The sequence below is a fragment of the Bradyrhizobium sp. CCGUVB14 genome, from assembly GCF_024199935.1.
GTDB lineage: Bacteria > Pseudomonadota > Alphaproteobacteria > Rhizobiales > Xanthobacteraceae > Bradyrhizobium.
This window is the reverse complement of record NZ_JANADS010000001.1, coordinates 8862664-8875279: the sequence shown is the minus strand read 5'-3', so window position 1 is coordinate 8875279 and position 12616 is coordinate 8862664. Positions and strand designations below refer to the sequence as shown.

11 protein-coding genes are annotated in these 12616 nt (G+C 64.2%); 5 read left to right on the top strand and 6 right to left on the bottom strand.

Annotation, left to right across the window (positions count from 1 at the left end):
* Positions 1–235: 235 nt before the first annotated feature.
* The 3 genes from NLM32_RS41540 to NLM32_RS41530 all read right to left on the bottom strand — a co-directional run bounded on the left by NLM32_RS41540 (position 236) and on the right by NLM32_RS41530 (position 2668).
* Positions 236–1810 (bottom strand): IS66 family transposase, encoded by a 1575-nt coding sequence (locus tag NLM32_RS41540; protein ID WP_254128657.1) that lies wholly within the window; start codon positions 1808–1810, stop codon positions 236–238.
* Between the two features lie 125 nt (positions 1811–1935).
* The gene (gene tnpB / locus NLM32_RS41535; RefSeq protein WP_027584880.1) at positions 1936–2289 is read right to left on the bottom strand and encodes an IS66 family insertion sequence element accessory protein TnpB; all 354 of its coding nucleotides are present in this window, start codon (positions 2287–2289) and stop codon (positions 1936–1938) included.
* A complete protein-coding gene (locus NLM32_RS41530) occupies positions 2270–2668 on the bottom strand; it encodes a transposase (protein WP_254128299.1) in 399 nt (132 codons plus the stop codon). The genes tnpB and NLM32_RS41530 overlap by 20 nt, the downstream gene beginning before the upstream one ends.
* A 166-nt stretch (positions 2669–2834) precedes the next feature.
* Here NLM32_RS41530 and NLM32_RS41525 point away from each other — a divergent pair, with 166 nt between their 5' ends.
* On the top strand, positions 2835–3080 hold the full coding sequence (locus NLM32_RS41525; RefSeq protein WP_254134424.1) for a hypothetical protein: 246 nt from the start codon (positions 2835–2837) through the stop codon (positions 3078–3080).
* A gap of 243 nt (positions 3081–3323) precedes the next feature.
* Here the strand turns inward: NLM32_RS41525 and NLM32_RS41520 are convergent, their stop codons facing one another.
* Entirely contained in the window at positions 3324–4538 is a 1215-nt protein-coding gene (locus NLM32_RS41520; protein WP_254134423.1) for a DUF4238 domain-containing protein, read from the bottom strand.
* A gap of 636 nt (positions 4539–5174) precedes the next feature.
* On the opposite strand from NLM32_RS41520, the gene purD reads away from it, so the two are divergent.
* Positions 5175–6458 carry a phosphoribosylamine--glycine ligase gene (purD, locus tag NLM32_RS41515; protein ID WP_254134422.1) on the top strand — a complete coding sequence of 428 codons (1284 nt, stop codon included), beginning with the start codon at positions 5175–5177 and terminating at the stop codon, positions 6456–6458.
* Between the two features lie 165 nt (positions 6459–6623).
* A complete protein-coding gene (locus NLM32_RS41510; RefSeq protein WP_254134421.1) occupies positions 6624–7529 on the top strand; it encodes an alpha/beta fold hydrolase in 906 nt (301 codons plus the stop codon).
* On the opposite strand, the gene NLM32_RS41505 is transcribed toward NLM32_RS41510, so the two are convergent.
* On the bottom strand, positions 7526–7984 hold the full coding sequence (locus NLM32_RS41505; RefSeq protein WP_254135544.1) for a nucleoside deaminase: 459 nt from the start codon (positions 7982–7984) through the stop codon (positions 7526–7528). The genes NLM32_RS41510 and NLM32_RS41505 overlap by 4 nt on opposite strands.
* Before the next feature lie 118 nt (positions 7985–8102).
* Between NLM32_RS41505 and NLM32_RS41500 the strand changes: the two genes are divergently transcribed.
* Together NLM32_RS41500 and rsmD are read left to right on the top strand one after the other, a co-directional pair.
* On the top strand, positions 8103–10124 hold the full coding sequence (locus NLM32_RS41500) for a pseudouridine synthase (RefSeq protein WP_254134420.1): 2022 nt from the start codon (positions 8103–8105) through the stop codon (positions 10122–10124).
* A 1-nt stretch (position 10125) separates the two neighbouring features.
* Positions 10126–10680 carry a 16S rRNA (guanine(966)-N(2))-methyltransferase RsmD gene (rsmD, locus tag NLM32_RS41495; protein ID WP_254134419.1) on the top strand — a complete coding sequence of 185 codons (555 nt, stop codon included), beginning with the start codon at positions 10126–10128 and terminating at the stop codon, positions 10678–10680.
* Between the two features lie 67 nt (positions 10681–10747).
* Here rsmD and mutL read toward each other — a convergent pair whose 3' ends face one another.
* Entirely contained in the window at positions 10748–12562 is a 1815-nt protein-coding gene (mutL, locus tag NLM32_RS41490; protein ID WP_254134418.1) for a DNA mismatch repair endonuclease MutL, read from the bottom strand.
* Positions 12563–12616 lie beyond the last annotated feature (54 nt).

Sequence of the window (12616 nt, the reverse complement as noted above, 5' to 3'; positions counted from 1 at the left end):
CCGTCATTTCTCATTGCGAAACTCGCCCTAGCGGCAACCGAAGGTGCATGTGACGTTGACGTTCACCTCTATTCCCTTCCTGATGAGTAGTTGTCCCAAGCCACGACTTGCAAGTTGAGATATGGTTCCTCCTCAAGGGTAAGCGCGCTTTTTGACGCACGGTGCAGCATCATCTCCTCGTCTGCGCAGGGCGGGGATTTTGATTGGTGGAGTGTCCCTGTTGGCTTTAAGGCGATCAGCCAGGGTTGACGGTCTCTGCGTGCTTGGCAAAGTTGAATGGCAACAGGTCTTCGATGTCGGCGTCGGGCGGACGCTGCGGCAGTTCAGCGAGCACGTGACATAGCCAGGCGTAGGGCTCAACGTCACAGGCCCGGCATGTCAGCACCAGGCTGTAGATCACCGCGCTGGCCTTTGCGCCGGCGACGGTGTCGCTGAACAACCAGTTTTTTCTTCCGGTCACAAAGGGTCTGATGTCGCGTTCGAGAACATTGTTGTCGATCGGCGCAAGGCCATCATTGGCGTAGCGGGCCAGATAATCCCATTGGTTGCGGGCATAGGCGATGGCCTTGCCGGTCAGGCTTTCGGGCAGCACGTTCGGCGCCTGATCGTCGAGCCAATTTTTGAACGCAGCCAGGACCGGGACGCTGTGCTGCTGGCGCAGCCGCAAGGCGTATTCGGCGCGCGTTTTGCCGTCGGGCGGCGTCTGGCGCGCCAGCCTCTCGACCTCATACAATGCCTCGAAGAACCTGAGTGCCTGCAACGAGAGGCCGCCGGGCTTCTTCATCGCCTTGAGCGCGTCGGTAAATTTCCTGCGCGCGTGCGCCATGCAGCCAAGATGAGTGACACCGGAGAGCGTGCGCCAGGCGTCATAGCCGTCGCTCATCAACAGGCCGCCCCAACTGGCCAGGAAGGCCTGTGGATGCTCCTGGCCGCGACCGGGCTGGTAATCGAACAACACGACTGGCTGGGCGCTGTCCTGGCCACTGCGGTAGACCCACATGTACGATTTGGTCTGCGCATCCCGCCCGTCCTCCTTGAGGACCTTGACCCACGTCTCGTCGCCATGGATCAGAGGCTGCGACCGGAGCGTTTGCTTCAGCGCATCATACACGCGTTGCAGGTGCAATTCGCTCGACCGGATCACCCAATTGGCCAGGGCGCCGCGGCCGACGCTGACGTTGGCGCGTGCCAGCGCGTCCGCCAGACGATACAGCGGCGTGCCGTCGACGTATTTGTTGGCCAGCACGAGCGCCAGCGTCGAAGCCGTGGCGACGCTGCCCGGCAATGGCTGCGCCGGCATCGGTGCGATCACGATCGGGGTGTTCAGCGCAGTGCGCTCGCAGTGACGGCACGCGTACTTGAACCGCACGTGCTGCAGCACTGTCGCCTTCACCTCGATATGCAGTTGTTCGGTGACGTTCTCGCCCATCCGGTGCATCCGATTCCGGCAGCACGGGCAGGCCTTCCGGTCCTCGGGCAGATCATGTTCGATACGCTGGCGCGGCAGATCCGCCGGCAGAGGCTTGCGGCCGCGCTTCTTCGGCGCGGGCGTCTCACCCTCCGGCCGCCCCGTATCCGGCACGACCGCCGGTTCGAGATCGTCCTGTTCCGCGCCTTCTTCGGCGGAAGCCTGTTCGGCTTCGTTGAAGATGCGATCCTTGAGCTTCTCGCTGCGTGGCGCGTAGCGATGCAGCCGCTCCAGCCGCAACTGCTCCTCAAGGTGCCTCACGCGCTGCGCGAGCTTCTCGTTCTCGGCCTTCAGCGCCGCGATCAAGGCTTCCAGTTCGTGCGTCGTGGGCTTGCGACTCATCGTAGTCTTGAATCGAAGTCATGCCGCCGCGTCAACCGGGCTCCCATGTCTTCGTCATGTCTTCGGCGGCGTCATCTGAGAACGGCCATGCCGAAGCCCGATGACGCCGCCCGCATCGAACACGCTCAGCCCACGCTCTGATATTGCCGCACCGGATGACGACGCATCGCCGCGATGTTGATGCCGTCAAGCAGCCAGTGCAGCTCCTCCATCGTCAGCGTCAGCACCGCCTCCTGACTTCGGGGCCAGTGGAATCTGTCGGCCTCCAGCCGCTTCAGCAGCATCCAAAATCCTGACCGATCATAAATCAGCAGCTTGATCCGGTCGCGGCGACGATTGCAGAACGCGAACACCGCGCGTTGGAACGGATCCAGCCCCATCGACTGCTCCACCACGATCGCCAGGCTGTTGATGCCCGCCCGGAAGTCAATCGGTTCGCGGTGAAGGTAGACCCGAAGATCAGACGCCAGTCGGAACATCGCAACGCCCCAGCGCTTCAATCACCGCCGACAGCAACTGCGCGTCGCCGCCTTCCAGCGAAAGCGTCACGCCGTTGGGCATCGATGCCGTCAGCCGCCCTGCACAGGATCGCTCCGTCGCGCAAACCGGAATAAAAGCTGGCGCAATCGGCGCCCGCGCCTCCGGCTGGTCATCCCCGTTCTGAAGTTGTCGCTTGGCCACCCACTTGCGCAGCAGGTTCGCGTTCACGCCGTGTTGCAACGCCAGCCCCGCCAGCGACACGCCAGGCTGCAGACAGGCCTCGACCAGTCGCTGTTTGCTGGCCGGATCATAGCGACGCCGGCCATTGCACAACACGCCGACCGTCTCAAGTCTCAAAGGTTCTTCTGGAGTTATCATCGATGGTGTCCACCTCGCTCATGGTGGACACCTCATCCCATCCCCGCGCTCAACTGCATAGGTGCGTAGAAAGGAGCGCTTACCCTCAAGGAGCACGTGCATTGGTGGACGTGCCAATGCTATGAAGCGGAAAGGGGCTCGCAATGACAGAATGGCTGGAGCGCGCATGAGCAAAGACCCGATGGAGATGGCTGTCGAGGAATTGGACGCCAAGTATGGCAAGCCGGAATTGGTTGGCACGGTGACGCATATTTTGGAGCTTAGTCAAAACGACAACCATGACCGCTTCGCCATTCAGATCCTTACTGAAGATGCCAAGCGTTTGAATATCCGCTTCACCCAGGCGGCATTGAGGACGCTGCTCTCGTTGATCGGCGACGATGTCTCAAGGGAACGACCAAAATCCAACTAGCTCAGCTCGTAGGATGGGTTGAGCCTTTGCGAAACCCATCGCTTTCTAGTTCTCGCTCTTCTTCATCGCGGCTATCATCCGACTGACCGCCCGCCCGTCTGGACAGTTGCCGAGTCATGCGTTCCGATGAAACGCAGTTTGCGAGCCTGACGGACGCTTCGTGAAAACAAGTGTGGTGGGTTTCGCAAGGGCTCAACCCATCCTACGGGCTACAAATGTTTGCAAGCGTGGCATGGATTTCACTCAACGCTTCTTGTACTTCTCTAGAATGCGTTTGCGCTCTGCGGTCATATCTTCGCTGTCTTCTGTCAGCCTTCCGCCGAAGTCCTGATTGACTGCCGTGTATTTTCGTCCGTGTTTCATAGCCCATTCAGCTTTGAAGCGATGCAGGCTCTTGCTCTCGCGCCGGGTGCGGTCTTCATCCTTGAAGCCTTTTTCCCACGGGCGTTGACCGTACTCGCTGAATGTTTCTCCACCTCCACCGCGATACCCGATAATTACCTCACCGCCCATGTAGAGCAGTCGAGGTTCTGGCATTAGAAGCCAGCCATCGCCGAACTTCCGCCAGTTGTCCGTCGAACAGTGCCGCTCGGGATACAGCCATTCCTTTTTCGCGGCGGCGACGTAGCGAAAGGCGCGGCGCTTCGTTATCGAGTTGATTTGCAGCACCTCGTCTTCTGTAAGATTCCTCCCGACCTGCACCGAGAGGAAGTTGAAGATAGCCGTGCGGAACATTTCAAGGTTGGGGCGATATCGCGTCTCGCTCTGGTACGGGTCGCGTGCCCAGCTCAGATTCGTCAGTATCAGGACCTTATCGAGTGACAGCGGGAAGAACGTATGCGTTGCGTTCAGCCTTACATCCGGGTCGTTGTGCCCCTCGCACCACTTTGAGAGCGGCGGGCATGCGCGGTTGTAGACCGTTACAGGATGGTCGGAGATAATGAATTTGGTCGGCGAGTTCGACGCATCGGCAATCTGCCAAACTGCCTCAGTCCACACAGCGCAGAACATGTTTTGCACTTTCTGGAGGACCATCAACGTCATGTTGGCATCTCGGCTTCTCGTCCTGTCAGCGAGGTCAGCGAGCCCTTTCGGGGTGCGGAGCTTCTGCACACTCATGTAGGGCAAGAGAGTATTGAACGCCTTTTCATTCGCGCTGACATGGGTGAACTTAGAGAAATATTGGACCGCAGCCGGAGCGTCGTTATCGAGCTTGCCGAAGAAGAACTTTTCAATTTCCGTGTTGGTGATGGTGCCCCATTTGGTCGTGTAGAGGTCGTCCTGTGCGAAGATACTATCCGGCGACCACTCATGCTCGCTCTTACGCGGGACATTGCCTTTGGGCGTTGTAATCATGTCCGGCCTCAGGTCGAGGCGAAAATACTTCGACTGCCCCGGCAGCATAAAGCGCCGTTGGTACCAGACTGGGACGTAATGGTTGTGCGTGTACTCGCCCATTACCGCAACGCGTTCCGCGTGATTGGAATGATGGTGGATATGAGGGGTTGAAATACTACTGGTTGATAATGGCAGTTTCGACCAACCCGGGGAAGTCGAACTCGCCTATGCTTCTACGCAAAGTTCGCGGCCTGACCGCCCGCCGTAGGGGAGGCGTCAAGGGCAATCGAACCCGCATCCGGACGTGCATACGCTCGTATGGACGCGGGGACGAAACCGCTAGCGCGCTTAGAGAGCCGCCTGATGTGTCGTCGCTGGGGGATGATTGTCGCCGCGGTAGCCCCGCGGCACATTCATTGACGAACTTGCTTCGACACGTTCAACCAGACAAGAACGCATGCAAAACGGAATCCCTGTGATTCCAAAGTGAGCGTGGTTGTCGCTCTACCTCCCGTGTTACAAATTGATCTAACGTTCGTTGCGGCGTTCAGATTCGGCAATGTTCGTCATTCCGCCAATAGCGGTGATGGATTCCGGAGCGCCACCAACCGCTCTGCGCTTGGCGCGACCCGATGGATTCCGGGCTCGTGGCTTCGGCGCGGCCCGGAATGACGGGAAGGAGGGCCGTTTCCCCTTGAGCCCCACCGCGATTCGTGCGACCTCCGCCCCAGCAAAACCCCTCATTTCGAGCCTTCGATGCACATTCTCCTGCTTGGTTCCGGCGGCCGCGAACATGCCCTGGCGTGGAAAATCGCAGCCTCCCCCCTGGTGACCAAATTCTGGTGCGCGCCCGGCAATGCCGGCATCGCGCGCGAGGCGGAATGCGTGGCGCTCGATGTCGCCGACCATGCCGCCGTGATCGACTTCTGCAAGACCAACGCGGTCGAGCTGGTCGTGGTCGGCCCGGAGACGCCGCTGGCCGCCGGCATCGTCGATGACCTCGCCGCCGCCGGCATCAAGGCGTTCGGGCCGAACAGGATCCCCGCCCAGCTCGAAAGCTCCAAGGGTTTTACCAAGGCGCTCTGCACCGAATTCGGCATTCCGACCGGCGCCTACAAGCGATTCACCAACGCCGACGATGCGCGCGCTTACGTCCAGAGCCAGGGCGCGCCGATTGTGGTGAAGGCCGATGGCCTTGCCGCCGGCAAGGGCGTCGTCGTCGCCAAGACCGTGCGCGAGGCGGAGGACGCCATCGCCATGATGTTCGAGGGCGCGTTTGGCGACGCCGGCGCCGAGGTCGTGATCGAGGAGTTCCTGCCCGGCCGCGAGATCAGCTTCTTCGCGCTGTGCGATGGCGAGACCGCCATTCCGCTCGCCTCCGCGCAGGACCACAAGCGCGTGTTCGATCACGACGTCGGCCCGAACACCGGCGGCATGGGCGCCTATTCCCCGACGCCTTTGGTGACGCCCGCGATCCACGACGCGATCATGGCCAAGATCATCTTGCCGACGGTCGCCGGCATGAAGCAGCGCGGCACGCCGTTCCGCGGCATTCTCTACGCGGGGATCATGCTGACGACGCAGGGCCCAAAGCTGTTCGAGTTCAACGTCCGCTTCGGCGATCCCGAGTGCCAGGTGCTGATGATGCGCATGATGTCGGACATCGTGCCGGCGTTCCTCGCCTCCTGCGACGGGCAGCTCAGGAATTTCGACCTTCGCTGGTATCCGGAGTCGGCGCTCACGGTGGTGATGGCGGCGAAGGGGTATCCCGGCGACTATCAGAAGGGCACGCGCATCGAGGGGCTCGATGACGCCGCCAAGGTCGAGACCGCCGAGATCTTCCACGCCGGCACGGTCGCGAAGGACGGTGCCATCCTCGCCAATGGCGGCCGCGTGCTCAATGTCTGCGCGCTGGGCGCGACCGTGACCGAAGCGCAGGCGCGCGCCTATCAGGCCGTCGACCGCATCCACTGGCCGGAGGGTTTTTGCCGCCGTGACATCGGCTGGCAGGCGGTGGAGGCCGAGAAGGCCAAGGGCTGACAGGGAACTGACGGGCTTTTTGCGCGCGAGCGCGCCATTCCCGGCCCCGCCCGTCGGCACGCCGAAAATGTGCAGGCAGGCCTTGAACTTAGCTACTGTGCATGGGGTTGTTTTCGACTTTCAGGTCGAGGCGCCCTCGCGACTGACCAGATAAGGATGCAGAAGATGTCCGATCTCGCCGACCTCTATCCCGGCTTCGCCTCCGAATGGATCAACACCTCGTTCGGCCGCATCTTCGCCCGCGTCGGCGGCAAGGGTCCGCCGCTGCTCTTGCTGCACGGCTTCTCCGAGACACATGTGATGTGGCACCGCGTCGCGCCGCAGCTGGCCGATCAGTTCACGCTGATCATCGCCGACCTGCCCGGCTATGGCTGGTCCGACATGCCCGAGAGCGACGCGCTGCACATGCCCTACAGCAAGCGCGCGATGGCCAAGGCCATGGTCGAGGCGATGGAGCAGCTCGGCCACGTCCACTTCGCGCTCGCCGGCCACGACCGCGGCGGCCGCGTGTCGTACCGGCTGGCGCTCGACCATCCCGGCCGGCTGTCGAAGCTCGCGGTGCTCGATATCCTGCCGACCTATAATTACTGGGAGCGGATGAACCGCGCCTATGCGCTGAAGATCTATCACTGGACGTTTCTGGCCCAGCCCGCGCCGCTGCCGGAGACGCTGATCTCGGGCCAGGGCGAATTCTTCCTGCGCTTCAAGATGGCGAGCCAGACCAAGTCGAAGACGCTGGACGCGATCGACAAGCGCGCGCTCGAACACTACATCGCCCCGTTCCGCGATCCCGCCCGCGTGCATGCGATGTGCGAGGACTACCGCGCCGGCGCCACTATCGACTACGAGCTCGACAAGGCCGATTTCGAGGCCGGCAAGAAGATCACCATTCCGATGCTGGCGCTGTGGGGCGGCGTCGGCATCGCCCAGGCCGCCGCGACGCCGCTCGACGTCTGGAAGCAATGGGCGACCAACGTCGAGGGCCAGCCGGTGGACTCCGGCCACTTCCTCACCGAAGAGAACCCCGACGTTACCGCGAAGGCGCTGCGCGCGTTCTTCGCAGGTGGTTAACGTCGCTCGCGGAAGAACGCCTTGAGCAGCCGCGCCGCCTCGCTCTCGCCGACGCCGGAATAGACATCCGGGGCGTGGTGGCAGGTTGGGGAAGCAAAGAACCGCACGCCGGACTCGACCGCGCCGCCCTTGGGGTCGGCCGCGCCGTAATAGAGCCGGCGGACCCTTGCAAACGAGATCGCGCCCGCACACATGGTGCAGGGCTCCAGCGTCACGTAGAGGTCGCAGTCGACCAGGCGCTCGCTGCCGATCTTCTTTGCCGCCTCGCGCAGCGCGATGATCTCGGCGTGTCCCGTGGGGTCGTAATCGGTCAGCGTCCGGTTGGCGGCGGTGGCGATGACCTCGTAATTCCGGACCACCACGCATCCGATCGGAACTTCGCCCGCCTTTCCGGCATTTTCGGCCGTTTTGAGCGCTAAATCCATGAAAGAGGGGGCTTTCAAGCCTCGTATCATCCGAAGAAACCTGCTAGTAGCTGCGCCTTCAGCAGAAGTGCTTACCGATTTTGCCTGAGCATGCGGCTCGAAACGAGCGCGCACAATGCTACCGGCCATCCCCTGAGTGAGATTATTCATGCCTCGCGACAGCGACAAAGACAACGATTCCCGCGGCCGGCGAGGCCCCCCCAAGGGACCAGCAAAGGGCGGGCGCAGCGGCAAGCCGCGCGGCCCCGAGAAGAAGTTCGCCAAGCGCGGCTTTGAGGGCAAGAGCGAGGGCAGGGGCGACCGCGACAGCCGTCCGCCCCGTGAGGGCAGACCGTTCCGCCGCCGCGAGGAGGGCGATGCGCCGCGCCGCGATTTTTCCGATCGTCCCCGCTTCAAGCGCGACGATCGCGGCGGCGAGGGCCGCGGCGAGCGCAGCTTCAAGCCGCGTGGCGACCGCCCCTTCTCCGATCGTCCGTCGCGTGACGGCGAGAAGCGGCCGTTCAAGCCGCGCGGTGACCGTCCCTTCTCCGGGCGCGACGACCGTCCGCCGCGCAGCCGGGATCGCGATGATGCGCGTCCCGCCGGTCGCTTCGGCGACAAGAAATTCGGCGACAAGCGACCGTATGCGCCGCGCGGCGAGCGTCCGGAACGCAAGTTCGACGGCGAGCGGAAGTTTTCGCGCGATCGCGGCGAGCGGGACGATTCAAAGCCGTGGCAGAAGCGCGAGGATCGCCCGCGTGGCGACCGGCCGCCGCGCAGGGACTTCAGCAAGGGTCCGCGCAAGGATTTCGGCGGCCGTGACCGCGGCGAGGACAAGCCCTGGCAAAAGCGCGATGACCGCCGCGACGGTGGCCGCGGTGACGACCGTCCGCGCTTCTCGCGCTCGCGCGATGATCGCGCCTCCGGCGATCGTCCGTTCCGCGATCGTCCCAAGTTCGACCGGCCGCGTCGTGATGGTGACGGCCCGCGCGGTGGGCGCGGCGGCGACCGTCTGAAATTCGACCGTCCGCGCGAGCGGCCCGAAGGCCGCATGGACTGGCAGGAGCATCCGCGCAGTGAAGGCCGTTTCGGCGACCGTCCGCGCCGCGACAACGAGGACGACAGCAGGATCTTCGAGAAGCGTCCGGCCTTCGGCGGCCGTGGCGCCTATCGCGCGCGCGAGCGTGATTTCGAGGGACGGCCGCGTCGCGAAGAGGCGCCGAAGCCGAAGAAGGCCGGCGAGCGCATCGCCAAGGCGCTTGCGCGTGCCGGGTTGGCTTCGCGGCGCGATGCCGAGGAGATGGTCACGCAGGGCCGCGTCACCGTCAACGGCCGCGTGATCAACTCGCCGGCGCTCGACATCACCAAGAACGACGTGGTTCTGGTCGACGGCAAGCCGTTGCCGGAGCGCGAACGCACGCGGCTGTTCCTCTATCACAAGCCGCGCGGGCTGATGACGACGCATGACGACCCCGAGGGGCGTCCGACCGTGTTCGACAATCTGCCCGAGGGCCTGCCGCGGCTGATCTCGATCGGCCGGCTCGACTTCAATACCGAAGGCCTGTTGCTGCTCACCAATGACGGCGGCCTCGCACGCACGCTCGAGCTGCCGGACACCGGCTGGCTGAGGCGCTATCGTGTTCGCGCCCATGGTGACATCACCCAGGCGCAGCTCGACCAGCTCAAGGACGGCATCGAGGTCGAGGGCGTGAAATACGGTCCGATCGAAGCGACGCTGGAGCGCGATCAGGGCGCCAATGTCTGGCTGGTGTTCGCGATCCGCGAAGGCAAGAACCGCGAAGTGCGTAACGTCTGCGCCCATCTCGGGCTCGAGGTGAACCGGCTGATCCGCGTCTCCTACGGTCCGTTCCAGCTCGGCGAGGTCCCCGAAGGCCAGGTCGAAGAGGTCCGCGCGCGCGTGCTGCGCGATCAGCTCGGCGACAAGGTGATCGAGAAGTCGGGCGCGCAGTTCGACGTGCCGAGGAAGTCTGTCGAGGGCGATGCTTCCGGTGCGAAGACGTCCAAGCGGGCCGTGATCGCGGACAGCAAGGGTCGCCGCGTGCTGGTGCAGCGCACCGGCAGCGACGAGGCGCGCGAGCGCAACGAGCAAGAGGCGAACGGCTACGGCCCGCCGCGCCGTCCCAAGCGCGGCTATCACGGCAAGCGCGATCTGACGCCGCGGGACGAATAACATGCGCGTGGTCGGCGGTCGCTTGAAGGGGCGCAATCTCGCCTCACCGTCTTCGCGCGACATCCGTCCCACGGCGGATCGGCTGCGCGAGTCCGTGTTCAACATTCTCGTGCACGCCTATGACAATCCAATCGAGGACGCCCGCGTGCTCGATCTCTTTGCCGGCACAGGGGCGCTCGGCATCGAGGCGTCCTCGCGCGGCGCGAAATTCACGCTGTTCGTGGACAACGGCGCGGAGGCGCGTGCGCTGCTGCGTAACAACGTCGAGTCGCTCGGCCTCGGCGGCGTCACAAAAGTCTATCGTCGCGATGCGACCGATCTCGGCCCGGCACATCCCGTCGAGCCGTTCTCGCTGGTGTTCCTCGATCCGCCCTATGGCAAGGGCTTTGCGGAGAAGGCGCTCGCCTCCTTGCGCGATGGTGGCTGGCTGACGCCAGGGGCGCTGCTCGTGGTGGAAGAGGCCAAGGCCGCGCAGTTCGTGACGCCGGAAGGGTACGAGGAGCTGGAGCGGCGGGCGTATGACGATACGGAGTTCGTGTTTTTGAAGGGGCCGTAGCCTCGCTGCCGATCATGCAAAGATCGTTGGCACGGCGCGTTGCGCCTTTGCCCGCCCTACGGCACCGTCACCGCCGCCCGAACAGCTTCTCCACATCGGCGAGCTTCAGCTCGACATAGGTCGGCCGGCCGTGATTGCACTGGCCGGAGTTCGGCGTCTCCTCCATTTCGCGGAGCAGCGCGTTCATTTCCTCGGGCCGCAAGCGGCGGCCGGCGCGCACCGAGCCGTGGCAGGCCATGGTGGCGGCGACATGCATCAGGCGGCGATCCAGCGGCAGTGCATCGTCCCATTCGGCCATGTGCTCGGACAGATCGCGCAACAGCCCGCCGGCATTGGTCTTGCCGAGCAGCGACGGCGTCTCGCGCACCGCGACCGCGCCGGGGCCGAAGGACTCGATCGCAAGGCCGAACGAGGCAAGCTCGTCGCTGCGCTCGAGCAGGCGCTCCACCGTGGCCTCATCCATCTCGACGATCTCGGGGATCAACAGGATCTGCCGCTGCACGCCGTTTTCGGCAAGCGAAGCCTTCAGCCGCTCATAGACGATGCGCTCATGCGCGGCGTGCTGGTCGACGATGATGAGACCGTCGCGGGTCTGCGAAACGATATAGGTTTCGTGAAGCTGGGTGCGCGCAGCACCAAGCGGACGGTCGACGAGATCGGTCACAGGCTGCGGGTCGAAGCGCACGTCGGCGCTCGGCGCGCCGACGTCGAACGCGGCCTGAGCCCGCTCGGCGAAGGCGGGCGCTACGGAGCCTTCGAATGACGGCATCGACGCGACAGGGGCGGATGGCGAGGCTCGCCAGTCCCAGCTTGCCGGTCGTGGCGGTGTGAAGGCCGGGCGGAACGACGACAGCGCACTCTCGCCGCTGTTGGCGGCGGTGCGTCGGCCCTCGCGCGCGAGGCCTTCTTTCAGCCCGTGCACGATCAGCGCACGGACGAGGCCAGCATTGCGGAAGCGCACCTCGGTCTTGGCGGGATGCACATTGGCATCGACCTCGCGCGGATCCAGCGTGACGAACAGTGCCAGCACCGGATGCCGGTCGCGCGGCAGATAATCGGCATAGGCCCCGCGCACAGCGCCAAGGATCAGCTTGTCGCGCACCGGACGGCCGTTGACGAAGAGATATTGTCCGAGCGCGTTGGCCTTGGTCAGCGCAGGTGCTGCGGCATAGCCTGCGACGACGACGCCTTCGCGCTCGGCATGAACCTCGAAGGCATGACTGCGGAACTCCGCGCCCAGGATGTCGCCGAGCCGCGTCAGGCGCCCGGCCGCGCCGGGCAGCGCCGCTGCCCAGGTCACCGGCGCGCGCTCCTCGCCCGCGAGCGTGAAGGCGACATCCGGTCGCGCCATGGCGAGCCGCCGCACCACCTCGCGGATTGCCTCCGCCTCGGTGCGGTCGGTCTTCAGAAACTTCAGCCGCGCCGGCGTCGCATAAAAGAGATCGTTGACCTCGACGCGGGTGCCGTGCGCGAGCGCAGCCGGCATGATCTCGGATTTCTCGCCGCCCTCGACAGTGAGCGCCCAGGCATGCGGCTCGCTGGCATGCCGCGTGGTGATGGAGAGACGCGCGACCGAACCGATCGAGGGCAGCGCCTCGCCACGGAACCCGAGGGTGCGGATCTGGAGCAAATCCTCGTCGTCGAGCTTGGAGGTGGCATGGCGTTCGACCGCCAGCGACAGGTCCCTCTGGGTCATGCCGCCGCCGTCATCGGTGATGCCGATCCGCCGCCGCCCGCCGCCATCGGTGAAGACGTCGATCCGGCTCGCGCCGGCATCGATCGCGTTTTCGACGAGTTCCTTGACCACGCTCGCCGGACGCTCGACCACCTCGCCGGCGGCGATACGGTTGACGACCTGCTCTGGAAGCTGACGGACGGGCATGGGGCTTTCGATTTGGATTCGCGGAACAGCCTATTCTAGGCCGTGTTGCGTCAA

Excerpts from the sequence above, each read along its gene's own strand:
- NLM32_RS41510 (WP_254134421.1), top strand. The coding sequence starts at position 6,624 with ATGTCCGATCTCGCCGACCTCTATCCCGGCTTCGCCTCCGAATGGATC.
- purD (WP_254134422.1), top strand. The coding sequence starts at position 5,175 with ATGCACATTCTCCTGCTTGGTTCCGGCGGCCGCGAACATGCCCTGGCG.
- NLM32_RS41500 (WP_254134420.1), top strand. The coding sequence starts at position 8,103 with ATGCCTCGCGACAGCGACAAAGACAACGATTCCCGCGGCCGGCGAGGC.
- NLM32_RS41540 (WP_254128657.1), bottom strand. The coding sequence starts at position 1,810 with ATGAGTCGCAAGCCCACGACGCACGAACTGGAAGCCTTGATCGCGGCG.
- tnpB (WP_027584880.1), bottom strand. The coding sequence starts at position 2,289 with ATGTTCCGACTGGCGTCTGATCTTCGGGTCTACCTTCACCGCGAACCG.
- NLM32_RS41525 (WP_254134424.1), top strand. The coding sequence starts at position 2,835 with ATGAGCAAAGACCCGATGGAGATGGCTGTCGAGGAATTGGACGCCAAG.
- rsmD (WP_254134419.1), top strand. The coding sequence starts at position 10,126 with ATGCGCGTGGTCGGCGGTCGCTTGAAGGGGCGCAATCTCGCCTCACCG.
- NLM32_RS41505 (WP_254135544.1), bottom strand. The coding sequence starts at position 7,984 with ATGATACGAGGCTTGAAAGCCCCCTCTTTCATGGATTTAGCGCTCAAA.
- NLM32_RS41530 (WP_254128299.1), bottom strand. The coding sequence starts at position 2,668 with ATGATAACTCCAGAAGAACCTTTGAGACTTGAGACGGTCGGCGTGTTG.
- NLM32_RS41520 (WP_254134423.1), bottom strand. The coding sequence starts at position 4,538 with ATGGGCGAGTACACGCACAACCATTACGTCCCAGTCTGGTACCAACGG.
- mutL (WP_254134418.1), bottom strand. The coding sequence starts at position 12,562 with ATGCCCGTCCGTCAGCTTCCAGAGCAGGTCGTCAACCGTATCGCCGCC.